This is a genomic window from Pseudomonas kurunegalensis (genome assembly GCF_030291635.1).
Classification (GTDB): Bacteria; Pseudomonadota; Gammaproteobacteria; order Pseudomonadales; family Pseudomonadaceae; genus Aquipseudomonas; species Aquipseudomonas monteilii.
Genome location: NZ_CP127871.1, coordinates 4,161,479 through 4,186,127, shown reverse-complemented (window position 1 = coordinate 4,186,127; position 24,649 = coordinate 4,161,479). Strand labels below are relative to the sequence as shown.

The following is a 24,649-nucleotide window of genomic DNA, read 5'->3' as shown; positions in this document are numbered from 1 at the left end:
TTTTGTAGTGGAGCGGAAATCGAGCGCCGCCCGCGCGGCGCATCGCGAGCAAGCTCGCTCCTACATTTTTTCGGGCCAGTGCAGCCTATGCCAACGCACGCGACCGCCTTGTTTTTTTGACTCGATTTCAGCCTTCACTTCACCCTACAAGCCTTCGGTCAGCACCCGGTCGATGCTGTCGACAAAGTAGTCCACGCTAGCGCGGGTGGTGCACATTGGCGGCTTGATCTTGAGAATGTTCAGGTAGTCGCCGGTGGGTTGCATGAAGATGCCCAGCTCACGCAGGCGGTCGCACAGGGCCATGGTTTCTTCGGTGGCCGGCTCCAGCGTTTCGCGATTGCGCACCAGTTCAAGCCCCAGGTAGAAGCCAGACCCATGCGCTGCGCCGGCCAGCGGATGCTTGTCGACCAGCGCCTGCAGACGGGCCTTGAAGTAGCGCCCGGTGTCGCGGGCGTTGTCCCACAGGCCTTCTTCCTGCATCACGTCCAGCACCGCCATGCCGATGCGGCAGCTGACCGGGCTGCCACCGGCCGAGGAAAAGAAGTAACCCTCGGCCTCCAGCGCTTCGGCGATTTCGCGGCGGGTGATGACCACGCCCAGCGGCTGGCCGTTGCCCATGCCCTTGGCCATGGTGATGATGTCGGGCACCACGCCTTGCTCCTCGAAGCCCCAGAAGTATTCGCCCAAGCGGCCATAACCCACCTGCACCTCGTCGGCGATGCACACGCCGCCACGGGCGCGGACCTTGGCGTAAGCATCGCGCAGATAACCGGCCGGCAACGAAATGCCGCCAGCGTTGCCGTACACCGGTTCACAGATGATGCCCGCCAGCTGGCGGCCACGGGCATCGAGGTCGGCCAGCTTGGCATCGACGTCACGCAGGTAGTCAGCCGCGCTGTCGGCACCGCGGAATCGGCCACGGAAGGTGTTCGGCGCCTCGACCGGGTGCACCCAGTCTGGTCGGGTTTCCAGGGCTTGCGGGTTGTCGGCAATGGACGTGGAGATGGCGTCGGTGGCCACCGACCAGCCGTGGTAGGCCTCCAGCACGCTCAGCAAGTCGCGCCCGCCGCTGTAGGCCCAGGCCAGGCGAATGGCCAGGTCATTGGCCTCGGTACCGCTGTTGACCATGAACACCCGGTCGAAGCCCTCGGGCGCCAGGTCCAGCAGGCGTTCGGAGAACTCGGTGATGGCCGCGTAGTGGAAGCGCGAGTTGGTGTTCAGCAGCGACCACTGCCGCGCCGACTCGGCGACCATGCGCGGGTGGCCGTGGCCCAGTACCGCGACGTTGTTGAGCATGTCCAGGTACGAACGGCCCTGCATGTCGATCAGGTAGTTGCGCCAGCCGCGCTCGATGTGTGGCGGTTGCGCGTAGTAGTGCTTCTGCGAGCGGGCAAAGCTGGCGTCGCGGCGGGCCAGCAGGGCCTGTGGGTCGGGCAGCGGCTCGGCATCGCAGTCCAGGTCCAGCAGCTCAGCCGGCGTCGGGCACAGGGCCAGCCAGGCCTCGGCTTGGGACGGGGTGGCGAAGAAGGGGGGCTGGATGCTGAGGTCCAGGCACAGCTGTACGCTGAGGAAACCACAGCTATGGCCCAGCGACTGGCCTTTATCCATCGCCTGCCCATCGGCGGGTGCATCTTCCAGGCCCTGCAACCACAAGGCCCAGTGCGCGGTTTGCAGGCAACCGCGGCCGTCGCCATGGCGCAGCCAGGTACCGGCTTCGGGTGCTTGCACCTGGCTGCCGTTGGGCACATGCAGCTCAACGCCGAGGGCGCAGGTAGCAGGCTCTTCGGGCCGGTCGATATGGGTTTGCGACAGGCGATATTGCCCGTGCAGGGTGCAGGCCGGGGCCGTTTGCGCGCTCAGCAGGTGTTGGTCGAAACCGGGTTGCTCCCAGTTACCCGCTTCACAATGGCGGCTGAGCACACCCAGGTCGACCCGTGTTACTTCCTGCCCGGCCAGTTCGGGGAGCAGGGGGGCGCAACGGTCCAAGTCTGGAGCGTCGATCTGCACGCCCGCCGCCTGCAGGATGGCGGCCTCCATCAGCGCGAAAGGCACGGCAGTGGCGGTGTCGAAGATTTCCCATTCATGGGCCACGTTGTCGCGGGTGTACTGGTTGCCGGGGTCCACGGCCAGTTGCTGCGCGCTGCTCAACACCAGTACCGCTGCGCGGTTGATCACCAGTGGCCACAGGGCGCGTAGCTCGGCCTCGGTCAGCGGGTTGAGCACCTGATAGGCTTCGATCGCCGGCAGGATGCGCAGCGGGTCGCCCTCGGCGTGGTGCAGCAGCGCCGCGCACGTCACAGACAAGTCGGCGATACGCCAGGTGCGCATCAGGTCACCGAAGTCGATCACCCCTTGCAGTTGCCACTGGCGCTCACTGTCGCGCGCCCACACGGTGTTGTCGTCGGTGAGGTCCAGGTGCACGGCCTGGCTCGGCAGTCGATCAATCAGCGGCAGCAAGCGCTCGCTGGCCTGGCGGGTAGCCTGCTCGATGCGGGCGCGCTGGGCACTGTCTTGCAGCACTGGCAGCAAGTGATCGATCAGCGCTTCGGCATGTTGCGGGTCCCATTGCAGGGTGCGTACAAGGCCTGGGTGATCGAAGTCGGCCAGGGCCTTGTTCAGCTTCGCACAAAGCCCGCCCAGTTCAGCCACCAGGCGTGGCGGCATGTGCTTGAGGCGGGTCAACGGTTGGCCTTCGATGTAGTCGAGCAGGCGCAGGCGCAGGGGTTGCCCGTCGATGTCCAGTGCCAGCAAGCCTTCGCCATTGCGGGCTGGGCGCACTTCCGGTACCGGCAAGCCCTGTTCGTGCAGGTAGGCCAGTGCGGCGTGCTGTGCTTCCAGTTCAAGCTGGGCATAGCTGCCGTGGCAGGCCTTCAGCACATAGCGGCCTTGTAGTGCCTCCACACGGAAGTTGAGGTCCTGCTGGCTACCCAGCGCGGTCAGGTCACCGTCGAGGCCATAGTGCGTCTGCAATACGGCGCGTGCCTGCGTTTCGCTGAGTGAGGGGCTAGGCAGGCCGGAACGGCTGATCAGCGTGGTCAGGGCGGGGGAGGCGGACGGGTGCTGTGGGCTGGACATGAGGCTCTACCGTTGCTGCTGGGAGTGGACGGAGAGAATCTATGCCTAGTCTGGCTGATGATGAAAGACGATTGTTGTCAGGGAAACTGATAATAGCGCTGAATTATGGAAATTATTGGCAGCCAATAATTATTGGCCATTCATAAAACTGGATAAAACCGCTGCAAGCTTTCATTCCAGACCTGGGCGTAGTGGGTAAACCAGCGTTAATCGCTGCAGTGTCGCGAGAGGGCCGCGTAGCGGCCCCGGGTTTCAACTTCATTGCATGAATTGCTGGGGCCGCTTTGCGGCCCTTTCGCGACACAAGGCCGCTCCCACAGCGACCGCGTTAGCCTGTCATGCGTTGACGTGTTTCGTCATCGAGTGTGCGCCTTAGGGAAGCCAGGAATGGAATGGCATCCGTATAACGGCGGCCGTATTCCAGGTTGAACGCGTAGTCGAAGCCAGGCGGGTTATCGCCCTGGGTGTGCTGCAGGATGGTTTCGATCTTGTCGAGTGCCTTGACCACCTTGGCTTCGGGCGAAGTGGCCGCTTCGTACTCGTCGAACAAGGCAACGATGTTGTCTTGCATCGAAGGTTCCAGCGTCGATGTGATGGCTAGCAGGTCCTGCCGTTCACCCATTCCCTTGTCGGGCATGGCCTGAGCCTCGGGGGCGGGGACATCGCCATTCAAGGCCTCCCCAAGGTCATGGACAAGGCAAAGCTTCAGCACCTTGCAGATATCGACATCACCCAGGTCTTCTTCAAACACCAGTGCCAGCAATGCCAGCCGCCAACTGTGCTCTGCGGTACTTTCACGCCGGCCCGTGGAGGTGTGGGCACTGCGGGTCACGCTCTTGAGCTTTTCGGCCTGGCGCAGGAACTCGAGTTTTCCATGAAGGTTTTGATCTGACACGGCGGGTGACCTCTGGCTATTGCAGGGGTAGATCTTCGGCTCGCCGCTTGCGGGCGTCCACGCATTAAATATGCGAGAGCGTTTCGACCAGCCGGGCAGTCGAGCCATCCGACAGGGTGAGTCGTGTCCAGCGGCAAAGGCTGTGCTGGATAGGCACCAACGCGGAGTCGTTCTCGCCAGTGGCAAACTCCAGTGCCGGGGAGGTCAGGTTTTGCCGCCAGCCTATGTCGGCCAGGCGTTGTTCCTGAGAGGCTATTTCCTCTGTTGCAAAGGGCCACAGCGAAACGCCCAGCAGCTCGCTGACCGGGACGTGGAACTCGGCTTCTCGGGGAGCTGAGCAGGCCAACAGGCGGTGGGTGAGGTCGCATACCAGGTGCACGGGTTGCGAGCTGCCCGATACAAGCCGCGCCAGTGCATGGTCGGCAGCGCTGCTGAGGCGGGCCTTGAGCAAGGCTTCGATGCGGGCGCGCTGCTCGGGCTCGGCGTCCTGAATCCCAGACTCCCAGCGGGAAACGGTGGACTGGCACACCCCGAACATCTGCGCAGCGTGCAGCTGCTTGACCCGGTTCAGCATGCGCCAGTGCCTGAGCATCGGGCCGATGGGGGATGGTGAGATAGTCACGAGGAAGCCTCCGATGCTTTGTGGTCCTGTAGAAGTCAGTGTATGGGCAGTTGCAACAACGCAGCCGCCCATACTTTGATCTTTAGCGCATCATGCCCAGTTCGGCATCATCCATCAGTGCTTTGGCCATCGCACTCAGGTAGTGGGCAGCCCAGATCATCATCGGTTTTTCATCCATCAGGCCGGTGATGGTCAGTTCGCGGACGTAGCCCATCAGTTCTGATGATTGCTCGCGGGCGTCTCGGCACGGGATGCCGGGTTCGATGCGGAACAGTGGGTGGGTGCCGTTTTCACCTTGGCAGAAGGTGGTTTTGCCGACGGTGAATTGGGTGTCTTCTGTGGTCATTGTTGTATTCCCTGAAGGTTCTCGACGTCGGTGGCCTGGATCAGGGTGGCTTCGGGGGAATGGGGGGTGTGGGGTGAGTCGGGGAGAATGTTCAGCATCGTGATTAACCTCTGGCGGTGCCGCCACCTGTCTGCTGTCAAACAGTTGGGTGGCAGCTGTACGTGGGTTGACAGACCGGTGGTTAATCACGCAAAAATTCCGGCGCACGCGAGCGTGCCCACACGCACAGCCACCATGAAGCGGAGACTGCCTGCGTGAATTAACCGTCACAGCCTGTCAAAGCTGTATCGCTGATCTTCAGCGACAAGCCGAGACTAGAGCCCAGCCAGAGCACCCGCAACGGAAAACACGCGGCAGGAGTATGTTTGGGAAATGGCCTACAGGGAAGGGGTTAAATCTGACATGGCAGTTGTTCCGCGCCCGACTGTGTTAGGGCCGCGAGGTGAACGGTTTGGATTTTTCGGTGGTGCGGAAATCGAGCGCCGCCCGCGCGGCGCTCGATCTTGAGGGCGCTACAAAACTTAAGACGAACCCGCCTCAACCTCCAAAAACGCCGCCTCCAGCAACTGCCGCGTATACGGATGCTGCGGCGCATGGAAGATCGCCTGCGCGTCCCCTTGCTCTACCACATGCCCATGCTTGATCACCATCAACTGGTGACTCAACGCCTTCACCACCGCCAGGTCATGGCTGATGAACAGATAGGTGAGGTTGTACTTTTGCTGCAAATTACGCAGCAACTCCACTACCTGCCGCTGCACGGTGCGGTCCAGCGCGGAGGTGGGCTCATCCAGTAGTATCAGCGCTGGCTTCAACACCAACGCACGGGCAATGGCTATGCGCTGGCGCTGCCCACCGGAAAACTCATGGGGATAGCGATGCCGTGTACGCGGGTCCAGCCCCACTTCCTCCAGTGCTGCAATGATCGCGGCTTCCTGCTCTTGCGCCGTACCAATGCCGTGAATGCGCAACCCTTCACCCACGATGTCCGCCACGCACATGCGCGGGCTCAGGCTGCCGAACGGGTCTTGGAACACCACCTGCATTTCCCGCCGCAGCGGTCGCACGGCTTTCTGGTTCAGTCCTTGCAGATTCTGCCCGTGGAAGTGGATGCCGCCCTGGCTGGAAATCAACCGCAGGATCGCCAAGCCGAGCGTCGACTTGCCCGACCCGGATTCGCCAACAATCCCTAGCGTCTGCCCTTGCGGCAGGCTGAAGTTGACGCCGTCCACCGCCTTCACATGGTCAACGGTGCGCCGCAGCAGCCCTTTCTTGATCGGGAACCACACCTTCAGGTCATCCACTTCAAGCAACGGCGCGCCCACCGGGTTGTGCGCCGGCAGCCCGCTGGGCTCGGCATTGATCAGCATCTGCGTGTAGTGGTGCTGCGGGGCACTGAACAGCGTGGCGCATTCGGCCTGCTCGACAATCTGCCCGCGCTGCATCACGCAGACGCGGTGGGCGATGCGGCGCACCAGGTTCAGGTCGTGACTGATCAGCAGCAGTGCCATGCCCAGGCGCGCCTGCAGTTCCTTGAGCAGGTCGAGGATCTTCAACTGCACGGTCACGTCCAGCGCCGTGGTGGGTTCGTCGGCAATCAGCAACTCCGGCTCGTTGGCCAGCGCCATGGCAATCATCACCCGCTGGCGTTGCCCGCCCGACAGCTCGTGGGGCAGGGCCTTCAAGCGCTTTTGCGGTTCGGGTATGCCGACCAGTTCCAGCAGCTCCAACGTGCGTGCCGTCGCTTCCTTGCCGGTCAGGCCCTTGTGCAGCAACAGGATTTCGTTGATCTGCTTTTCGATGCAGTGCAGCGGGTTGAGCGAGGTCATCGGCTCCTGGAAGATCATCGCGATGCGGTTGCCGCGAATGCGTTGCAGGGTCTTCTCGTTCTGCTGTAGCAGGTCTTTGCCTTCGTAGCGGATGCTGCCACTGGGGTGGCGGGCCAGGGGGTAGGGCAGCAGGCGCAGGATCGAGTGCGCGGTGACGGACTTGCCCGAGCCACTTTCGCCCACCAGTGCCAAGGTCTCGCCCTTGCGGATGTCGAAGCTGATGCCGTCGACCACGCGGTTGACCTGGTCCCCGGTCACAAACTCAACGGCCAGGTCGCGCACTTCGATCAGGTTCTGTTCACTCATGTCACTTCCTCGGGTCGAAGGCATCGCGGGCGGATTCGCCGATGAACACCAGCAGGCTCAGCATCAGCGCCAGCACGGCAAAGGCGCTGATGCCCAGCCACGGCGCCTGCAGGTTGGACTTGCCCTGGGCCACCAGTTCGCCCAGCGATGGCGAACCGGCGGGCAGGCCGAAGCCGAGGAAGTCCAGGGCGGTGAGGGTGCCAATGGCGCCGGTGAGGATGAACGGCATGAAGGTCATGGTCGAGATCATGGCGTTGGGCAGGATGTGCCGGTACATGATCGCGCCGTTGCGCATGCCTAGGGCGCGGGCGGCGCGCACGTATTCCAGGTTGCGCCCGCGCAGGAACTCGGCGCGTACCACGTCCACCAGGCTCATCCACGAGAACAGCAGCATGATGCCCAACAACCACCAGAAGTTGGGCTGGACGAAGCTGGCCAGGATGATCAGCAGGTACAGCACTGGCAGGCCGGACCAGATCTCCAGAAAACGTTGCCCGGCCAGGTCGACCCAGCCGCCATAAAAGCCCTGCAAAGCGCCGGCAATGACGCCGACGATAGAACTGGCCACGGTCAGGGTAAGGGCAAACAGCACCGAAATGCGGAAGCCGTAGATCACCCGCGCCAGTACGTCGCGGCCCTGGTCGTCGGTGCCCAGCCAGTTGTCCGCCGAGGGCGGCGCAGGGGCGGGCACGCGCAGGTCGTAGTTGATGCTCTGGTAACTGAACGGGATGGGTGCCCACAGCACGAAGCTGTCTTTCTTTTCCAGCAGTTCGCGGATGTACGGGCTCTTGTAGTTGGCTTCCAGCGGGAACTCGCCGCCGAAGGTGGTTTCCGGGTAGCGCTTGAACGCCGGGAAGTACCATTCGCCGTCGTAGCGCACGGCAATTGGTTTGTCGTTGGCGATCAGCTCGGCGCCCAGGCTCAGGCCGAACAGGATCAGGAACAACCACAGCGACCACCAGCCACGGCGGTTGGCCTTGAAGCGCTCGAAGCGCCGGCGGTTGAGGGGGGACAAGGCCATGTCAGTGCTCCCGGCTGGCGAAGTCGATGCGTGGATCGACCAGGGTGTAGGTCAGGTCGCCGATCAGTTTCACCACCAGCCCCAGCAGGGTGAAGATGAACAGGGTGCCGAAGACCACCGGGTAGTCGCGGTTGATGGCCGCCTCGAAACTCATCAGGCCCAGGCCGTCGAGGCTGAAGATCACCTCGATCAGCAAGGAGCCGGTGAAGAAAATGCCGATGAATGCCGAAGGGAAGCCGGCGATCACCAGCAGCATGGCGTTGCGGAACACGTGGCCATACAGCACCCGTGGCCGGCTCAGGCCTTTGGCTTTGGCGGTGACCACGTATTGTTTGTTGATCTCGTCGAGGAAGCTGTTCTTGGTCAGCAGGGTCATGGTGGCGAAGTTGCCGATGACCAGCGCGGTGATCGGCAACACCAGGTGCCAGAAGTAGTCCAGCACTTTACCAGTGGTGCTCAGCTCGTCGAAATTGTTGGAGGTGAGGCCGCGCAGCGGGAACCAGTCGAAATAGCTGCCGCCGGCGAACAGCACGATCAGCAGGATGGCGAACAGGAACGCCGGGATGGCGTAGCCGACGATGATTGCCGAGCTGGTCCACACGTCGAAGTGGCTGCCGTGGCGCACCGCCTTGGCGATCCCCAGCGGGATCGAGATCAGGTACATGATCAGCGTGCTCCACAGCCCCAGCGAGATCGACACGGGCATTTTCTCGATAATCAGGTCGACGACCTTGGCATCGCGGAAGAAGCTGTCGCCGAAGTCCAGCCGGGCGTAGTTCTTGATCATGATCCACAAGCGTTCGGGCGGCGACTTGTCGAAGCCGTACATGCGCTCGATTTCGGCGATCAGCGCCGGGTCCAGGCCTTGGGCGCCGCGATAGTTGGAGCCGGCCACGGAAACCTCGGCGCCGCCACCGGCAATGCGGCTGGTGGCGCCTTCGAAACCTTCGAGCTTGGCGATCATCTGCTCGACCGGGCCGCCGGGGGCCGCCTGGACGATGATGAAGTTGATGATCAGGATGCCGAACAGGGTCGGGATGATCAGCAGCAGGCGGCGCAGGATGTAGGCCAGCATCTTAGTTGCCCTCGTCCGCAGGGGCTTCGCTGACCGCCGGGGTTACCCCGGGCTTGATCCACCAGGTATCGATGCCGATGTCGTACTTGGGCGAAACATCCGGGTGGCCGATATGGTTCCAGTAAGCCACGCGCCAGGTCTTGATGTGCCAGTTGGGGATCACGTAGTAGCCCCACAGCAGCACCCGGTCGAGGGCGCGGCAGTGGTCGACCAGGCTCTGGCGCGAGTCGGCGTTGATCAGTTCCTCCACCAGTTGGTCGATAGCCGGGTCGCGCAGGCCGATGAAATTGCGGCTGCCGGGGTTGTCGGCGGCGGCGCTGGACCAGAACTCGCGCTGCTCGTTGCCCGGCGAGTTGGACTGCGGGTAGCCGCCAACGATCATGTCGTAGTCACGCGAGCGCAGGCGGGTGATGTACTGGGAAACGTCGACCCGGCGGATGTTCAGGTCGATGCCGAGGTCGGCAAGGTTACGCTTGAACGGCAGCAGGATGCGTTCGAACTCGGTTTGTGCCAGCAGGAACTCAATGCTGACCGGTTTACCCTGAGCGTCGACCATCTTGTCGTCGACAATCTTCCAGCCGGCTTCCTGCAACAGCTTGTAGGCCTGGCGCTGTTGCTCGCGGATCATGCCGCTGCCATCGCTGACCGGGTTCTTGAAGGCCTCGGTGAAGACCTGTTCGGGTACTTTGCCACGCAGTGGTTCGAGGATTTTCAGCTCGCTGGCGCTGGGCAGGCCGTGGGCGGCCATCTCCGAGTTGTCGAAGTAGCTGCCGGTGCGGGTGTAGGCGCCGTTGAACAGCTGTTTGTTGGTCCACTCGTAGTCCAGCAGCAGGCTCAGGGCCTGGCGCACACGCACATCCTGGAACACCGGGCGGCGGATGTTGAAGATGAAACCCTGCATGCCGGTGGGGTTGCCGTTGGGCAGCTCTTCCTTGATCAGGCGGCCGTCGCGCACGGCGGGCACGTTGTAGGCGGTGGCCCAGTTTTTTGCGCTGACCTCCAGCGCGTAGTCGAACGCCCCGGCCTTGAGTGCTTCCAGCGCGACAGTGGTGTCGCGGTAGGAGTCGAACGTCATGGCATCGAAGTTATAGAACCCGCGGTTGATCGGTAGGTCCTTGGCCCAGTAATCCTTGACCCGCTCGTAGCGCACCGAGTGCCCGGCTTTTACATCGGCGACCTTGTACGGCCCGCTGCCCAGCGGGATTTCCAGGTTGCCGCGGTTGAAGTCGCGGTTTTCGTACCAGTGCTTGGGCAGCACTGGCAGCTGGCCGAGAATCAGCGGCAGCTCGCGGTTACCCTTGTGCTTGAACGTGAACAGCACCTTGAGCGGGTCTTCGGCGACCACCTCGGCGACGTCGGCATAGTACTGGCGGTACAGCGGCGCACCGTCCTTGATCAACGCGTTGAAGGTGAATACCACATCGTCGGCGCGCATCGGATGGCCGTCGTGGAAGCGCGCTTCGGGGCGCAGGTAGAAGCGCACCCAGCTGTTGTCGGGGGCCTTTTCGATCTTGCCGGCCACCAGGCCGTACTCGGTGAACGGCTCGTCCTGGCTCTGGCGCATCAGGGTGTCGTAGATGATGCTGATGTTTTCGGCCGACACGCCTTTGTTGATGAACGGGTTGAGGCTGTCGAAGCCGCCGAAGCTGGACTGGCGGAAGGTGCCGCCCTTGGGCGCATCCGGGTTGACGTAGTCGAAGTGCTTGAAGTTGGCGGGGTACTTGGGGGGCTCGTCGTACAGGGTGAGTGCGTGTTGCGGTGCGGCCAGGGCGGGAAGGCTCAGGCAGGCGAGCAACAGGCTGCCTGCCAGCCGGCGCAGTGGGTGCGTTGGCGTCATTGGGCTTTCTCCGAAGTCTTGATCCACCAGCTGTTCAGCCCCAGGGTGTAGGGCGGCGTGGTGACGAAGGCGAACCGGTTGCGGTAGGCCAGGCGATGATTGTCGAGGTACCAGTTGGGGATCATGTAGTACTGCCATGAAAGCACGCGGTCCAGGGCGCGGGCGGCGGCGATCTGGTCGTCGCGGGTACGCGCAGCCAGCAGGGTGTCGAGCAGGTGGTCGACCACCGGGTCCCTGACCCCAGCATAGTTCTTGCTGCCCTTGGTGGCGGCCTGGCTGGAATGGAAGTACAGCCACTGTTCGAGGCCGGGGCTAAGGGTCTGGTTCAGGGTCATCAGAATCATGTCGAAATCGAACTGGTCCAGGCGTTGTTTGTACTGGGCACGGTCCACGGTGCGCAAGCGCGCATCGATGCCGATGCTGGACAGATTTTCGACATAAGGTTGCAGGATGCGTTCAAGGTTGGGGTTTACCAGCAGCAGTTCCATACGCAGCTGCTGGCCCTTGCTGTCGACCAGGCGCTGGCCATTCAGCTTCCAGCCGGCCTCGGCAAGCAGGCCCAGGGCCTGGCGCAGGGTCTGGCGGCTGATGCCGCGGCCATCGGTCTGGCTGACCTTGTAGGGTTCGCTGAATAGCTTTGCCGGCAGTTGGTCGCGGAACGGCGCCAGCAGCAGCCATTCCTTGCCGGTGGGCAGGCCGCTGGCGGCGAACTCGCTGTTGGGGTAGTAGCTGGTCGAGCGGCGGTAGGCGCTGCTGAACAGGGCGCGGTTGGTCCACTCGAAGTCGAGCATCAGCCCCAGCGCCTGGCGTACCCGCGGGTCGCTGAAGGTGGCGCGGCGGCTGTTCATGAACAGGCCCTGGGTTTGCGTCGGAATCTGGTGCGGGATCTGGGCCTTGATGACCTCGCCACGGCGCACGGCCGGGAAGTTGTAGCCGTTGGCCCAGTTCTTGGCCTGGTGCTCGATATAGATGTCGAATTCGCCGGCCTTGAAGGCTTCGAAGGCCACGGTGGCGTCGCGGTAGAACTCGTACTCCACGCGCTTGAAGTTGTACTTGCCCCGGTTGACTGCCAGGTCCTTGCCCCAGTAGTTCTTCACCCGTTCGAACACCAGCCGGCGGCCGGGCTGAACTTCGGTGATGCGGTAGGGGCCGCTGCCCAGCGGTGGCTCGAAGGTGGTGGCCTTGAAATCGCGCTTTTGCCAGTAGTGCTTGGGCAGCACCGGCATCTCGCCCAGGCGCAGGATCAGCAGCGGGTTGCCGGCGCGCTTGAACACGAAGCGGATGCGCAGCGGGCCGAGGATGTCTACCCGTTGCACTTCCTGCAGGTTGGTGCGGTAGATCGGGTGGCCGTCCTTGAGCAGGGTGCGGTAGGAAAAGGCCACGTCTGCCGAGGTGATCGGCTGGCCGTCATGCCAGCGGGCTTCCGGGCGCAGGTTGAACACCACCCAGCTGCGGTCTTCGCTGTACTCCACCGAGCGGGCGATCAGGCCGTAGCTGGAGGTCGGCTCGTCGCCGGACGGGTCGTACTGGCCGGTGCCGACCATCAGTGGCTCGTTCAGCTCGCTGATGCCGTATTGCTGGAAATTGGGCGTGGTAATCGGGCTCGACCCCTTGAAGGTGTAGGGGTTGAGGGTATCGAACGTACCAAAAGCCATGGCCCGCAAGGTGCCGCCCTTGGGCGCTTGCGGGTTGACCCAGTCGAAATGGGTGAAGGTGGCTGGGTACTTGAGCGTGCCGAACTGCGCGTATCCGTGGCTTTCGCTCACCATCGCGGCTGCGGGAAAGCTCAAGGCCAGGCTGAGTGACAGCAGGAGGGGACGTATCAAGTCGGCATCCGATCCAGAGGCGTTGGGCTTTGATCGGGGTACAGTAACAGCTTGGTGGGGTTGGAAAAAGAGAGCTGCAAGCTTCAAGCTTCAAGCTGCAAGAAAAAGCGGGTCGCATGCGATTTGCTTTGTTCTTGCCGCTTGTAGCTTTCAGCTTGTCGCTTTCAATGCGAGAGGTAGACGGTCAGGGTCTGGCCTGGCTTGAGGGCGTGGCCGCTGCGCGGGTTCCAGCGCTTGAGGTGCTGCATTTCCACGTTGAAGCGCTTGGCCACCAGGTACAGCGAGTCGCCCTTGCGTACCTTGTATTGTGTGGAGCGCTTGCCGGATGCAGCTACCCGGTTACCAGCGGCACTCGGTGCATTGCCGCCGCGCAAGGCCAGTACCTGGCCTGCGCGCAGGTTGTTACCGGAGAGGCGGTTCCAGCGCTTGATGTCCTTGACCGACACGCGGTTGGCCTTGGCGATGGCGACCAGGTTGTCACCGCGCTTGACCCGGTAGCTACGCGCTGCAACCGGTGCCTTGGCTTCGGCCACGGCACGGGCGAATACGGCTTTGTTCGGCTGCAGGCTGACCAGTTGCTCGGGCTTGAGGTTGGACAGGCTGTCGCTCAGCAGTTGTGCCTTGGCGGTCGGCACCAGCAACTGCTGCGGGCCGTCTACGGTCATGCGCTTCTTGAACGCCGGGTTGAGCTGGATCAGCTCGTCTTCGTCGATGTTGGCAAAGGCTGCCACCCGCGACAGGTCCAGGCGGTCGTTGATGGCCACCGCCTCGAAGTAGGGTTCGTTGGCGATCGGGTTCAGGTTCACGCCGTAGGCTTCAGGGGTGAGCACCACCTGCGACAGGGCCAGCAGCTTGGGCACGTAGTCGCGGGTTTCCTGTGGCAGGGGCAGGTTCCAGTAGTCGGTTGGCAGGCCGAGCCGTTCGTTGCGCTCGATGGCGCGGCTGACGGTGCCTTCACCGGCGTTGTAGGCGGCCAGGGCCAGCAGCCAGTCACCGTTGAACATGTCGTGCAGGCGGGACAGGTAGTCCAGTGCAGCGTTGGTCGAGGCGGTGACGTCGCGACGACCGTCGTAGAAGTTGGTCTGGCGCAGGTTGAAGTGGCGGCCGGTGGACGGGATGAACTGCCACATACCCGCCGCGTGGGCACGCGAGTAGGCCATCGGGTTGTAGGCGCTTTCGATGGCTGGCAGCAGGGCCAGTTCCAGCGGCATGTCGCGCTCTTCAAGGCGTTCGACAATGTAATGCAGGTAGAGGCTGCCACGCTCGCCGGCGCTTTCGATGAACGTCGGGTTGCTGGCGAACCACAGGCGTTGCTGTTCGATGCGCGGGTTGACGTCGATGCTGTCTTGCAGGGCGAAGCCCTGGCGCATGCGTTCCCAGACATCCTGCGGTGCCTGCTCGGCCGGCTTGACCAGCAGCGGTGAAGGTTTGTGCTTGATCCGCGCCTGGTAGTTGTGCGCGCGAACGCTATCGGATTCGTCGAGCTGACGGGTGCTCTGGCAGCCCACCAGGGTGGCGGCCAGGGCCAGCGCACTGATTTGGGCCAGGCGCGTCAGGGCGACGGAATGAGAGGTTCTGCGGCTACGGGAAGACATCGGCTGACACAGGTATCCGGGCGAAAAATTTCGGCGATTCTAGAAACCGCTCCGGGCCTGGTCAACCTTTGACCATCACTTGCGATATATCTTGCGGTTATCAGAAGGTGTCCTTCCAAGACCTCAAGGCAGCAAAAACAGTGACCTGCGAGTCGTTTGGATGTCCCTTCCATTCGTCTGCTTTTTGTTTAACTAATGTTTCAGAGGTACGCAGGAAGGGGTTGGTCAGGCGTTCCAGGCCAATGGTTGATGGCAAGGTGATGCGATTGTCGGCGCGCAAACGGGTAACGTCCTCGAACCGCTTCAGAACGTGCGGGTTGGTGGGTTCCACCGCCTTGGCAAAACGCAGGTTGCTGAGGGTGTATTCGTGGGCGCAGTACACTTCTGTTTGCGCCGGCAGCGCCGCCAGGCGGGCGAGGGCGGGTTGCATCTGTTCGGGTGTACCCTCGAACATGCGACCGCATCCGGCGGCGAACAGGGTGTCGCCGCTGAACAGCACGGGCGTTGCCGGCTGGTCGCTGAAGAATGCGATATGCCCCAGGGTGTGGCCGGGTACTGCCAGCACCTGGAAGGCCACGCCCAGCACAGTGACCTGATCGCCATCGTCGAGCGCCAGGTCGCGGCAGGGAATACGTTCGTGGGCCGGGCCGCAGACACGCGCATCGGTCAGTTGCTTGAGCCGTTCCACGCCGCCGACATGGTCGTTGTGGTGGTGGGTAATCAGGATATCGCTGAGCACCCATTCGGGATTGGCCGCCAGCCAGCGTTCCACCGGGCCGGCGTCACCTGGGTCGACCACCGCGCAGCGGCGTTTGGCAGTATCCTGTAACAACCAGATGTAGTTGTCGGAGAAAGCGGGGAGAGCATCGATCTGTATCATGGTGCGGATCCGATTCGCCTAGCGTGGCACATGAGGGCATCTTAGCCGCGATGGCGCGGTGCGAGAACCTTCGAGGGAGAGCGCAATGACCGACCAAGCCTTTGCCCAGGCTGACCCGGACTGGGTCAAGCTGATCAGCCTGGCCCGTGAGTGGTTCAACGGCCCACTCGGCCAGCTGATGCTCAAGGAGGAGGAAAAACTGCTGGAAGAAGAGCTGGGGCGCTTCTTCGGCGGGTACCTTGTGCATTACGGGCCTTGTGCCGAGCCGCCACCGAGCGCGCCCCAGGTGCAGCGCAACGTGCGCCTCGGCGCGCCGCTGCCGGGGGTCGAGATTGTGTGCGAGGAACAGGCCTGGCCGCTGAGCGAGCATGCTGCCGATGTGGTGGTGCTGCAACATGGCCTGGATTTCTGCCTGTCGCCCCATGGCCTGCTGCGCGAGGCCGCCAGCGCCGTGCGCCCGGGCGGGCATCTGCTGATCGTCGGGATCAACCCGTGGAGCAGCTGGGGCATGCGCCATTTCTTCAGCCACGGGGCGTTGCGCAAGGCCCGCTGCATCTCGCCGTCGCGGGTGGGGGACTGGCTCAACCTGCTGGGCTTCGCGCTGGAGAAACGCCGCTTCGGGTGCTATCGTCCGCCGCTTGCCTCACCGGCCTGGCAGCAACGCCTGGAGGGCTGGGAGCGGCTGGCCGGCGGCTGGCAAAGCTCCGGTGGCGGCGTGTACCTGCTGGTGGCGCGCAAGATGGTGGTCGGCTTGCGGCCGCTGCGCCCGGAGCGCCGCGAACCGATGGGCAAGTTGCTGCCGCTGCCGCTGGCCAAGGTCAACCGCACGGCGGTGAACCCTGATACTGAAAAGCACTGAACATGAGTGGTACATGAGCGAAAGCGTCGAGATGTTTACCGATGGTGCCTGCAAGGGCAACCCCGGCCCGGGTGGCTGGGGCGTCCTGATGATCTACAAGGGCGTCGAGAAGGAACTGTGGGGCGGCGAACGCGAAACCACCAACAATCGCATGGAGCTTATGGCCGCGATCCAGGGGTTGATGGCGCTGAAGCGTGAATGCGAAGTGGTGTTGACCACCGACTCGCAGTACGTGATGAAGGGCATCAACGAGTGGATGGTCAACTGGAAGAAGCGCGGCTGGAAGACGGCGGCCAAGGAACCGGTAAAGAATGCCGACCTGTGGCAGCAGCTGGATGAACAGGTCAATCGCCACAAAGTGACCTGGAAATGGGTGCGCGGCCATATCGGCCACCCCGGCAACGAACGTGCCGACCAGCTGGCCAACCGTGGCGTGGACGAAGTGCGCGCCCAGCGTTGAGCTGGGGTACAATTGCCGCCTTTGTAACTGATGCAAGTTGGAGCGCCCCGCGTGGAGCAGCAGCAAGATAAGCGGTTCGTCATTCTCGATACCGAAACCACGGGCATGCCGGTCAGCGAAGGCCACCGGATCATCGAGATCGGCTGTGTCGAAGTCATCGGCCGGCGCCTGACCGGGCGGCACTTCCACGTTTACCTGCAGCCGGACCGCGAGAGTGACGAGGGCGCGATCAACGTCCACGGCATCACCGATGCCTTCCTGGTCGGCAAGCCGCGCTTTGGTGATGTGGCCGAAGAGTTCTTCGACTTCATTCAGGGCGCCACGCTGGTTATCCATAACGCGGCGTTCGACGTTGGCTTCATCAACAACGAATTTGCCCTGCTCGGCCAGCACGACCGTGCGGACGCTTCGCAGTATTGCACCATCCTCGATACCCTGTTGTTGGCACGTTCGCGTCACCCGGGGCAGCGCAACAGCCTCGATGCGTTGTGCAAACGCTACGACATCGACAACTCGGGCCGTGAACTGCACGGCGCACTGCTCGACTCGGAACTGCTGGCAGATGTCTACCTGGCGATGACCGGTGGCCAGACCAGCCTTTCGCTGGCCGGGCATGGTGCTGATGCCGAGGGTGATGGGCAGGGGGCTGGAGGTAGCGAAATCCGCCGGATTACCGGGCGTGCGCCTGGGCGGGTGATCATGGCCAGTGCCGAGGAGCTGGAGGCGCATGCCGAGCGGCTGGCGGCTGTTGCCAAGTCGGCGGGTGGGCCGTCCATGTGGCAAGCCTTGACCGAGACACCTGCTGGTTGATTCTTTGTGCTTGCCGTGGGTTCTGTGGTGCCGATGAGATCGAGCGCCGCCCGCGCGGCGCATCGCGAGCAAGCTCGCTCCTACATTTGTTTCGGGCCAGTAACGCCTGTGCCGGGCGCGCGCGACCGCCCTGTTTGTACAGCGCAATATCGAGCCATGCGCCTAAGCGTTCGCGCGCAAATCCCACAGGCATAATTGGCCCGAAACAAATGTAGGAGCGAGCTTGCTCGCGATGCGCCGCGCGGGCGGCGCGCGATTTCCGCCTCCCCCCAACACTCAAGACATGCACCTCAACTACCCTGAAATGGACGCCATGTCCTTCGGAGGTAGCCACCTGATGTACAAGGACCTCAAGTTCCCCATCCTTATCGTCCACCGTGCCATCAAGGCTGACAGTGTCGCCGGCGAGCGCGTAAGGGGCATTGCCGAGGAACTGCGCCAGGACGGCTTCGCCATCCTCGCCGCCGCCGACCACGCCGAAGCGCGGCTGGTCGCCGCCACCCACCACGGCCTGGCCTGCATGCTGATCGCCGCCGAAGGCGCCGGCGAAAATACCCACCTGTTGCAGAACATGGCCGAGCTGATCCGCCTGGCCCGTCTGCGTGCACCCAACCTGCCGATCTTCGCCCTGGGTGAGCAGGTCACCCTGGAAAACGCCCCTGCCGAAGCCATGAGCGAGCTCAACCAGCTGCGCGGCATCCTGTACCTGTTCGAGGACACCGTACCGTTTCTTGCCCGCCAGGTGGCGCGTGCCGCACACACCTACCTCGATGGCCTGTTGCCGCCTTTCTTCAAGGCGCTGGTGCAGCACACCGCGCAATCCAACTATTCCTGGCACACCCCGGGCCATGGTGGTGGCGTGGCCTACCATAAAAGCCCGGTAGGCCAGGCCTTTCACCAGTTTTTCGGGGAAAACACGCTGCGCTCCGATCTGTCGGTTTCGGTGCCGGAGCTGGGGTCGCTACTCGACCACACCGGCCCCTTGGCTGAAGCCGAAGCCAGGGCTGCCCGCAACTTCGGCGCCGACCATACCTTCTTCGTCATCAATGGCACCTCTACGGCCAACAAGATCGTCTGGCACGCCATGGTCGGCCGTGACGACCTGGTGCTGGTGGACCGCAACTGCCACAAGTCGGTGGTCCACGCGATCATCATGACCGGCGCCATTCCGTTGTACCTGTGCCCGGAGCGTAACGAACTGGGCATCATCGGTCCGATCCCGCTCAGCGAGTTCAGCCCTGAGGCAATCCAGGCGAAGATCCAGGCCAACCCGCTTGCCCGTGGCCGGACGCCGCGCATCAAGCTGGCGGTGGTGACCAACTCCACCTATGACGGCTTGTGTTACCACGCAGGGCTGATCAAGCAGACCTTGGGCAGCAGTGTCGAGGTGCTGCACTTCGACGAGGCCTGGTTTGCCTATGCGGCGTTTCATGACTTTTTCACCGGGCGTTATGCCATGGGCACTGCCTGCGCGGACGATAGCCCGCTGGTGTTCAGTACCCATTCCACCCACAAGCTGCTGGCGGCGTTCAGCCAGGCGTCCATGATTCATGTGCAAGACGGGGCCAGGCGCCAGCTGGACCGCGACCGCTTCAACGAGGCGTTCATGATGCACATATCGACTTCGCCGCAGTACAGCATCCTCGCTTCGCTGGACGTGGCCTCGACCATGATGGAGGGGCCGGCCGGGCGCTCGCTGCTGCAGGAAATGTTCGACGAGGCACTGAGCTTTCGCCGTGCCCTGGCCAATCTGCGCGAACACATTGCTGCGCACGATTGGTGGTTCAGTATCTGGCAGCCGCCGAGCGCTGAAGGTATTCACCATCTGCAAGCGCAGGACTGGTTGTTGCAACCGGGCGCAGAGTGGCATGGCTTTGGCGAGGTGGTGGACGACTACGTGCTGCTCGACCCGCTGAAGGTAACCCTGGTGATGCCGGGCCTTAGTGCGGGTGGTGTGCTGGACGAGCACGGTATCCCGGCGGTGGTGGTCAGCAAGTTTCTCTGGGAGCGGGGGCTGGTGGTGGAAAAAACCGGCCTGTACAGCTTTCTGGTGCTGTTCTCCATGGGCATCACCAAGGGCAAGTGGAGCACGTTGCTGACCGAGTTGCTTGAGTTCAAGCGCCACTACGATGGCAATACTGCCCTGAGCAGCTGCTTGCCGAGTGTGGTGGCCGCCGATGCCTCACGCTACCGGGGGATGGGCCTGCGCGACCTGTGCGACCAGTTGCATGGCTGCTACCGCAGCAACGCCACGGCCAAGCAACTGAAACGGCTGTTCACGCGCTTGCCGGAGGTAGCCGTGAGCCCGGCCCAGGCCTATGACCAGATGGTGCGTGGCGAGGTGGAGGCGGTGCCGATCGAGGCACTGCTGGGGCGTGTGGCGGCAGTGATGCTGGTGCCGTACCCGCCCGGCATTCCGTTGATCATGCCGGGGGAGCGGTTCACCGAGGCGACCCGCTCGATACTCGACTACCTGGCCTTTGCCCGGGCGTTCAACCAAGGGTTTCCCGGTTTTGTCGCCGACGTGCATGGCCTGCAGAACGAGAGTGGTGGCTACACCGTGGACTGCATCAAGGAATGCGAATGATCTCGACACCGGAGCGTGCCAGTTCGAAACGGTTTTCACCCAGGTGGTTGACCTTGTCGCCGATGGCCAGACGGTAAGTGGTGATGGGGGCGCCCAGCGTGCTGCCGTCCAGTTGCAGGGTGGACTCCTGGAACTCGTGCACGGGGTAGATACGGCCTTCGGCGTCACGGGCGTGGAATTGGCCGACCATTACTGCTGCCATTTGGGTGGAAACCTCTGAATTACGTAGAAAATGTCTGAAGGCATAGACCGTACAACAGCCTCGGAAGTTTTCGCCATGAGGAAAAAAAACCAAAGTACCGAGGAACGGTCATCTATAACTAGAACGTCCCTTTACCCAGCACAGGATGGAAATTGCCATGAGCCAGGTGTATTCGGTAGCTGTTGTCGTCGGCAGCTTGCGCAAGGAGTCCTACAACCGCAAGGTTGCCCGCGCACTTTCGGAGCTGGCGCCGTCCAGCCTAGCCCTGAAGATTGTCGAGATTGGCGATTTGCCGTTGTACAACGAGGACGTCGAGGCCGAGGCGGCGCCAGAAGCATGGAAGCGTTTTCGCGAAGACATCCGCCGCAGTGATGCGGTGCTGTTCGTCACGCCGGAATACAACCGCTCGGTGCCGGGTTGCCTGAAAAATGCCATCGATGTGGGCTCGCGGCCCTACGGGCAAAGTGCCTGGAGCGGCAAGCCGACGGCGGTGGTGAGTGTGTCGCCGGGGGCCATTGGCGGCTTTGGTGCCAACCATGCCGTGCGCCAGTCACTGGTGTTTCTCGACATGCCATGCATGCAGATGCCCGAGGCCTATATTGGCGGCGCGGCGAGCTTGTTCGAGGAGGGAGGCAAGCTCAACGACAAGACTCGGCCGTTCTTGCAGGCGTTTGTCGACAAGTTTGCTTCGTGGGTGAAGTTGAACAGGGCGGTTTGATACCTGCTCATCCGGGGCTGATTTCATTGGGGCCGCGCAGCGGCCCCAGCTGTTTAGCGGAAGCTGTAGGAAACGCCCGCATACACGCCAAATCCTTCACCCGGCGTCGAACGGGCCTCATCCTTTCCTGCATCGTTGTAGCCAGGTGTCACCGTCGCCGCATAACGCTTGTTGGTCAGGTTGCGCAGGTCCAGCCAGGCCTGCCAGTCCTGCTTCGGTGAATCCCAGCCAAGGCGCGCACCGAGCAAGGCATATTCATCGGCATGGTAACTGTTGGCGTAGTCCACCTGCACCTTCGACGCCATCTGCGTATTCACCCCGGCATAAAAGCCGCTCGGCCAGTCGTAGCGCAGCTCGGCTTGGTAATAGTGCATGGGGATACCGGGCAGGCGGTTGTCGCCGAACTTGTCGTCATCGCGGTAGTGGAAGTCACTGAAGGTGTAGGCTTGGCGCAAGCTCAGCTTGCCAGTACCGGCACGTTCCCACAGGATGCTGTCGAGGCCGGCTTCCACGCCTTGATGCACGGTGGCGCTGGCGTTGAATTCCTTGGCCGGAGCGCCTTGCACGATTTCCACCGCCAGCAATTCATGGTGAACTTGCGAGTAGTACCACGCCAGGTCCCAATGCCCCAATGCCGATTCGCCGCGTGTGCCCAATTCCAGTGTGGTGGCGGTCTGGTTTTGCATTTCGATCGGTTGGTTCGCGGTGGGCGCGCTCCAAATCAGGGCCCACGGATGGGGAGGTTCGACCGATCGACTCAGGTTGCCGTACACCTGCAGGTCTGGGCTGATGTCATAGCGCAGTCCCATGCGTGGCGCATAGTCCCAGTCATGCTGGCTCACTTTTCCGCCCCCGGCAGGGTGGTAAGTGACGTCACTCTCGCGGCGGGTGTAGATCATCGCCAGGCCGGTGGTCAGCCACAGGTTGGGGACCAGTTCCAGGTCGTTGCCGGCATGCAGCACGGTGTCCGAGCCCTGATAGGTGAAGTCGCGGGTGCGTGGACCGAACACGTCACCACTGCGCGCGAACTGTGACGCGCCACTGTTGGGCAGGTGCTTGGTAGTACGCCAGCCGACAGTGGTCTTGCTCTCGTGGCCGAACAGGGTGTCGCGGCGCGAGTAGTTCAGCGTACCGCTGACATCGGTGTAGGCCACCTTCAGGCGCATCGGGCTTTCACGCAGGTCCATCGGGTAGTCGTGATAGACCAGCCCGGCTTCCAGGCGCGCATCGTCGTCGAGGTAGAAGGTGGTCTTGTTGCCGACCCAGGTGCTGCCCGGTTGCGGGCGGCTGTCGTCGCGGGCCAGGTAGGCCGGGTTGGCCGCGCGTGGGTGGTGCTTGATCTGATCCTTGGTCAGGCGCCCGGCCAGTTCGTTTTCGGTTTCCCGGTAGCGCAGGTAAAAGCGGGTTTCCAGGTTGGGGTTGAAGCGGTAGCCGACGTTGGCGGCAATGCCTTTGGCGCTGCCGCTGCTGTGTGCCTGATAGCCGTCATACTCGGAATCGGTCAGGGCCACGTAGTAGTCGAGGTTGCCCAGCACCTGGCCGGAGCTGACATGCCGGTGCTGGTAGCCACGGCTGCCGACCTCATAGCGCACTTGCAACGGCGCGGCGTCGTAGCCGGTGTGGGTGACGTAGTTGATGGCGCCGCCGAGCGCCAAGGCGCCTTGGTCGAAGCCATTGGCGCCGCGCAGCACTTCGGCGCGGCTGAGCCACAGCGGTTCGAACAACTCATAGGGCGTGCCACCCGGGCCCGTCAGTGGCAGGCCGTCGAACATCGTGTAAACCCCGGAGCCGTGGGCCCCAGGTGCGCGGTTGATGCCCGAGCCGCGGATCGACAGCTTGATGCCGTCGTTGCCCGCCGATTGGGCGAACACCCCTGGCTGGTAGGCGAGCACGTCCTGGTTGCTGGCCACCCGGCCTTGCCCCACGCGCTGCATGTCCACCAGGTTGCTGGCGCCGGGTACTTCGCGCAGGCGTTCGCTGGCTGCCGTCAGTTCGTTCTGCTCCTCATCGGTGATCAGCACCTGGCCCAGTTCGACCGAGGATGCCCCCAGGGCGGGCTGGGCGGCAGTCAAGGCAGCCAGCAGGCCGAGGCAGGACGAGAGGGGTAAATCGGAACGCATTGTACGACTCCAGGCGAAAGGCGAATGGACAACGGCGTTGAGACGAGCGAAATGCCGCCTGGAGCACGAAGAAAGTCAGCAAATCTTGCACAGCCTTCGTCAGACGGTTTTGTACGAAAGTTCTTTACAAGCCGCAGCAGTGGAGCGGCGCGGCATGCGCTTCGTAAGGTGACTGCAGATCGGCAGCGATGCCTCGCTCAATCACCCGTGGAGTACAAGCATGACTGACAACGCACGACACCCGCAGCAACCCCCGGCGGACGCCCCGGTTCGCCTGACGCCTCGTGAACGGCAAGTGCTGTTGTGGTGTGCCTACGGCAAGAGCTCGTGGGAGATCGGCCGTATCCTTGAGTGCAAGGAATCGACGGTGAACTTTCATGTGTCCAACATCCTGCGCAAATTCGACGTACCTACCCGGGTGGCTGCGGTAATCAAGGCCATTCGCTACGGCATGCTGGCCGAGCAGTGAGGGGGTAGGGCATGAGCAACGAACCTGTACTGCCACGCTATGCCGATAGCCATGACCCGTTCTGGCCCCGGGTAGACCTTGGCAGGCTACGCGAACGCTTGAACTTGCAGCGGCCTGTCAGTGAGGCCGCGCTGGAGGTGGCTGCACGTTGCGCCGCCATTGATGCTGCACGGGAGTTCGCGCGTTGGCGCGCAGTGCTGCGAGAGCGCGGTTACAAACGCCTTGAAGATGTGGCCGGGCACGACCAGGGGCGCGCTTTGCGGGTGTGCTACATCCGTTTTGTCGAAGCGGCGGTCATGTACAGCCTTGGCTCGAGCGCGTACCTGCCGACTTCCCGTCGGAGTGCTGCCCATGCCTGACGAGTCCTTTATCGACCGCTTTGCCTCGGCGCTGATCGAACTGTTGGGCGTTGATGGCAGTGTGTTGTTCGCTGCTTTGCTAGGGGCTTTGTTGGTGAGTGCTGCGCGTGACCGGTTGATCACCAATGCAACCAGACGCCTGACGCTGGGCAAGAAATTGCTGCTGGTGTTCGTGACCGTGGGGGTGGGGCACCTGTTCGAGCCGCTGGTTTCATCGCTGGCACCCTTGCTGACCCGAGGCATGGCGGCATTCGTGGCCGCCGTGGTGGTCATTCCCATCAGCCTCAAGGTCATGGTCTGGCTGGATACGCTCGACCCACGCGAGCTCATACAGCGTTGGCGCCGCCGGGGTTAACTGCCGGTGGCCTGGGGTAGCTGCCTGCGCAGTTCGCTCAATTGTTGTTCCAGCTGCTGGATACGTTGCTTGTCCTTGATGAGCAACAGGATGGTGTGGCGATCGTCCGGTGAGAGTGCGCGCAGGCGTTCGAGCACGTCGCCCTCCCAGCCGGCTTCACATTCGTGCCCGGGCCGCTGTGCCGTTTCACCCAGCAGTAGCCAGTCCAGGGAGCATGCATGCTGCCTGGCAATCTCCACGCAAAGTGCGTACGGGATGCTGTCGCGCACCTTCCAGCTACTGAGTGTTTGCGGGCTGATGGAAAGTGCACGGGACAGGTCGGCGTCGGACTGGGAGCGGGTAAGAAGCTTGAGGCGCGTGAGCACCTCGGCAAGTACGTGAGTACTCATAACAAATATCCATG

Annotated in this window: 22 protein-coding genes; 8 read left to right on the top strand and 14 right to left on the bottom strand. The window is 62.8% G+C overall.

The window, feature by feature from the left end:
* Positions 1-144: 144 nt before the first annotated feature.
* From QQ992_RS19140 to gloB, 11 genes are all read right to left on the bottom strand, one after another.
* On the bottom strand, positions 145-3,075 hold the full coding sequence (locus tag QQ992_RS19140; protein ID WP_286110713.1) for an aminotransferase: 2,931 nt from the start codon (positions 3,073-3,075) through the stop codon (positions 145-147).
* A 328-nt stretch (positions 3,076-3,403) separates the two neighbouring features.
* The gene (locus tag QQ992_RS19135) at positions 3,404-3,970 is read right to left on the bottom strand and encodes an HD domain-containing protein (RefSeq protein ID WP_286110712.1); all 567 of its coding nucleotides are present in this window, start codon (positions 3,968-3,970) and stop codon (positions 3,404-3,406) included.
* A gap of 64 nt (positions 3,971-4,034) precedes the next feature.
* Complete coding sequence (locus QQ992_RS19130) at positions 4,035-4,562, bottom strand: helix-turn-helix domain-containing protein (protein WP_286113973.1); 528 nt, start codon at positions 4,560-4,562, stop codon at positions 4,035-4,037.
* Between the two features lie 112 nt (positions 4,563-4,674).
* Positions 4,675-4,938 (bottom strand): DUF3077 domain-containing protein, encoded by a 264-nt coding sequence (locus QQ992_RS19125; protein WP_286110711.1) that lies wholly within the window; start codon positions 4,936-4,938, stop codon positions 4,675-4,677.
* Between the two features lie 521 nt (positions 4,939-5,459).
* Positions 5,460-7,073 (bottom strand): ABC transporter ATP-binding protein, encoded by a 1,614-nt coding sequence (locus QQ992_RS19120; protein ID WP_286110710.1) that lies wholly within the window; start codon positions 7,071-7,073, stop codon positions 5,460-5,462.
* Between the two features lies 1 nt (position 7,074).
* Complete coding sequence (locus tag QQ992_RS19115) at positions 7,075-8,094, bottom strand: ABC transporter permease (RefSeq protein WP_016711616.1); 1,020 nt, start codon at positions 8,092-8,094, stop codon at positions 7,075-7,077.
* Between the two features lies 1 nt (position 8,095).
* The gene (locus tag QQ992_RS19110; RefSeq protein WP_027608722.1) at positions 8,096-9,169 is read right to left on the bottom strand and encodes a microcin C ABC transporter permease YejB; all 1,074 of its coding nucleotides are present in this window, start codon (positions 9,167-9,169) and stop codon (positions 8,096-8,098) included.
* A gap of 1 nt (position 9,170) precedes the next feature.
* Entirely contained in the window at positions 9,171-11,006 is a 1,836-nt protein-coding gene (locus tag QQ992_RS19105; RefSeq protein WP_286110709.1) for an extracellular solute-binding protein, read from the bottom strand.
* Complete coding sequence (locus QQ992_RS19100; protein ID WP_201296070.1) at positions 11,003-12,832, bottom strand: extracellular solute-binding protein; 1,830 nt, start codon at positions 12,830-12,832, stop codon at positions 11,003-11,005. The genes QQ992_RS19105 and QQ992_RS19100 overlap by 4 nt, the downstream gene beginning before the upstream one ends.
* Before the next feature lie 164 nt (positions 12,833-12,996).
* Positions 12,997-14,427 carry a lytic transglycosylase domain-containing protein gene (locus tag QQ992_RS19095; RefSeq protein WP_119369345.1) on the bottom strand — a complete coding sequence of 477 codons (1,431 nt, stop codon included), beginning with the start codon at positions 14,425-14,427 and terminating at the stop codon, positions 12,997-12,999.
* A gap of 100 nt (positions 14,428-14,527) precedes the next feature.
* A complete protein-coding gene (gloB, locus tag QQ992_RS19090) occupies positions 14,528-15,307 on the bottom strand; it encodes a hydroxyacylglutathione hydrolase (RefSeq protein WP_286110708.1) in 780 nt (259 codons plus the stop codon).
* Between the two features lie 85 nt (positions 15,308-15,392).
* Here gloB and QQ992_RS19085 point away from each other — a divergent pair, with 85 nt between their 5' ends.
* The 4 genes from QQ992_RS19085 (at position 15,393) to QQ992_RS19070 (ending at position 20,023) form a co-directional block, all read left to right on the top strand.
* Complete coding sequence (locus QQ992_RS19085) at positions 15,393-16,166, top strand: class I SAM-dependent methyltransferase (RefSeq protein ID WP_016711610.1); 774 nt, start codon at positions 15,393-15,395, stop codon at positions 16,164-16,166.
* Positions 16,167-16,179: 13 nt separating this feature from the next.
* Positions 16,180-16,626, top strand: a complete 447-nt coding sequence (gene rnhA, locus QQ992_RS19080) for a ribonuclease HI (RefSeq protein WP_016711609.1) — start codon at positions 16,180-16,182, stop codon at positions 16,624-16,626.
* A gap of 51 nt (positions 16,627-16,677) precedes the next feature.
* On the top strand, positions 16,678-17,436 hold the full coding sequence (gene dnaQ / locus QQ992_RS19075; protein WP_286110707.1) for a DNA polymerase III subunit epsilon: 759 nt from the start codon (positions 16,678-16,680) through the stop codon (positions 17,434-17,436).
* A gap of 337 nt (positions 17,437-17,773) precedes the next feature.
* Positions 17,774-20,023, top strand: coding sequence for an Orn/Lys/Arg family decarboxylase (locus QQ992_RS19070; protein WP_286113972.1), 2,250 nt, complete (start codon positions 17,774-17,776; stop codon positions 20,021-20,023).
* On the opposite strand, the gene QQ992_RS19065 is transcribed toward QQ992_RS19070, so the two are convergent.
* Complete coding sequence (locus QQ992_RS19065) at positions 20,007-20,225, bottom strand: hypothetical protein (RefSeq protein ID WP_016488235.1); 219 nt, start codon at positions 20,223-20,225, stop codon at positions 20,007-20,009. The two genes, QQ992_RS19070 and QQ992_RS19065, sit on opposite strands and share 17 nt — an antisense overlap.
* Positions 20,226-20,382: 157 nt before the next feature.
* Between QQ992_RS19065 and chrR the strand changes: the two genes are divergently transcribed.
* Positions 20,383-20,943 (top strand): class I chromate reductase ChrR, encoded by a 561-nt coding sequence (gene chrR / locus QQ992_RS19060; protein WP_286110706.1) that lies wholly within the window; start codon positions 20,383-20,385, stop codon positions 20,941-20,943.
* A gap of 53 nt (positions 20,944-20,996) precedes the next feature.
* Here chrR and QQ992_RS19055 read toward each other — a convergent pair whose 3' ends face one another.
* The gene (locus QQ992_RS19055) at positions 20,997-23,063 is read right to left on the bottom strand and encodes a TonB-dependent receptor family protein (protein ID WP_286110705.1); all 2,067 of its coding nucleotides are present in this window, start codon (positions 23,061-23,063) and stop codon (positions 20,997-20,999) included.
* A gap of 220 nt (positions 23,064-23,283) precedes the next feature.
* Between QQ992_RS19055 and QQ992_RS19050 the strand changes: the two genes are divergently transcribed.
* From QQ992_RS19050 to QQ992_RS19040, 3 genes are read left to right on the top strand one after another with little or no spacing between them, the layout of a single operon-like run.
* Entirely contained in the window at positions 23,284-23,532 is a 249-nt protein-coding gene (locus QQ992_RS19050) for a helix-turn-helix domain-containing protein (RefSeq protein ID WP_019470477.1), read from the top strand.
* An 11-nt stretch (positions 23,533-23,543) separates the two neighbouring features.
* Positions 23,544-23,891, top strand: a complete 348-nt coding sequence (locus QQ992_RS19045) for a head completion/stabilization protein (protein WP_286110704.1) — start codon at positions 23,544-23,546, stop codon at positions 23,889-23,891.
* The gene (locus QQ992_RS19040; protein WP_198751582.1) at positions 23,884-24,246 is read left to right on the top strand and encodes a hypothetical protein; all 363 of its coding nucleotides are present in this window, start codon (positions 23,884-23,886) and stop codon (positions 24,244-24,246) included. Before QQ992_RS19045 ends, QQ992_RS19040 begins: the two co-directional genes overlap by 8 nt.
* Here the strand turns inward: QQ992_RS19040 and QQ992_RS19035 are convergent.
* Entirely contained in the window at positions 24,243-24,635 is a 393-nt protein-coding gene (locus QQ992_RS19035; RefSeq protein WP_286110703.1) for a helix-turn-helix domain-containing protein, read from the bottom strand. The two genes, QQ992_RS19040 and QQ992_RS19035, sit on opposite strands and share 4 nt — an antisense overlap.
* Positions 24,636-24,649 lie beyond the last annotated feature (14 nt).

What these genes read in the sequence shown, in the direction of transcription:
- QQ992_RS19045 (WP_286110704.1), top strand. Translation starts at nt 23,544, where the DNA reads ATGAGCAACGAACCTGTACTGCCACGCTATGCCGATAGCCATGACCCG.
- chrR (WP_286110706.1), top strand. Translation starts at nt 20,383, where the DNA reads ATGAGCCAGGTGTATTCGGTAGCTGTTGTCGTCGGCAGCTTGCGCAAG.
- rnhA (WP_016711609.1), top strand. Translation starts at nt 16,180, where the DNA reads ATGAGCGAAAGCGTCGAGATGTTTACCGATGGTGCCTGCAAGGGCAAC.
- QQ992_RS19050 (WP_019470477.1), top strand. Translation starts at nt 23,284, where the DNA reads ATGACTGACAACGCACGACACCCGCAGCAACCCCCGGCGGACGCCCCG.
- QQ992_RS19115 (WP_016711616.1), bottom strand. Translation starts at nt 8,094, where the DNA reads ATGGCCTTGTCCCCCCTCAACCGCCGGCGCTTCGAGCGCTTCAAGGCC.
- QQ992_RS19110 (WP_027608722.1), bottom strand. Translation starts at nt 9,169, where the DNA reads ATGCTGGCCTACATCCTGCGCCGCCTGCTGCTGATCATCCCGACCCTG.
- QQ992_RS19130 (WP_286113973.1), bottom strand. Translation starts at nt 4,562, where the DNA reads ATGCTCAGGCACTGGCGCATGCTGAACCGGGTCAAGCAGCTGCACGCT.
- QQ992_RS19125 (WP_286110711.1), bottom strand. Translation starts at nt 4,938, where the DNA reads ATGACCACAGAAGACACCCAATTCACCGTCGGCAAAACCACCTTCTGC.
- QQ992_RS19035 (WP_286110703.1), bottom strand. Translation starts at nt 24,635, where the DNA reads ATGAGTACTCACGTACTTGCCGAGGTGCTCACGCGCCTCAAGCTTCTT.
- QQ992_RS19065 (WP_016488235.1), bottom strand. Translation starts at nt 20,225, where the DNA reads ATGGCAGCAGTAATGGTCGGCCAATTCCACGCCCGTGACGCCGAAGGC.
- QQ992_RS19055 (WP_286110705.1), bottom strand. Translation starts at nt 23,063, where the DNA reads ATGCGTTCCGATTTACCCCTCTCGTCCTGCCTCGGCCTGCTGGCTGCC.
- QQ992_RS19120 (WP_286110710.1), bottom strand. Translation starts at nt 7,073, where the DNA reads ATGAGTGAACAGAACCTGATCGAAGTGCGCGACCTGGCCGTTGAGTTT.
- gloB (WP_286110708.1), bottom strand. Translation starts at nt 15,307, where the DNA reads ATGATACAGATCGATGCTCTCCCCGCTTTCTCCGACAACTACATCTGG.
- QQ992_RS19070 (WP_286113972.1), top strand. Translation starts at nt 17,774, where the DNA reads ATGTACAAGGACCTCAAGTTCCCCATCCTTATCGTCCACCGTGCCATC.
- QQ992_RS19095 (WP_119369345.1), bottom strand. Translation starts at nt 14,427, where the DNA reads ATGTCTTCCCGTAGCCGCAGAACCTCTCATTCCGTCGCCCTGACGCGC.
- QQ992_RS19105 (WP_286110709.1), bottom strand. Translation starts at nt 11,006, where the DNA reads ATGACGCCAACGCACCCACTGCGCCGGCTGGCAGGCAGCCTGTTGCTC.
- QQ992_RS19140 (WP_286110713.1), bottom strand. Translation starts at nt 3,075, where the DNA reads ATGTCCAGCCCACAGCACCCGTCCGCCTCCCCCGCCCTGACCACGCTG.
- QQ992_RS19085 (WP_016711610.1), top strand. Translation starts at nt 15,393, where the DNA reads ATGACCGACCAAGCCTTTGCCCAGGCTGACCCGGACTGGGTCAAGCTG.
- QQ992_RS19040 (WP_198751582.1), top strand. Translation starts at nt 23,884, where the DNA reads ATGCCTGACGAGTCCTTTATCGACCGCTTTGCCTCGGCGCTGATCGAA.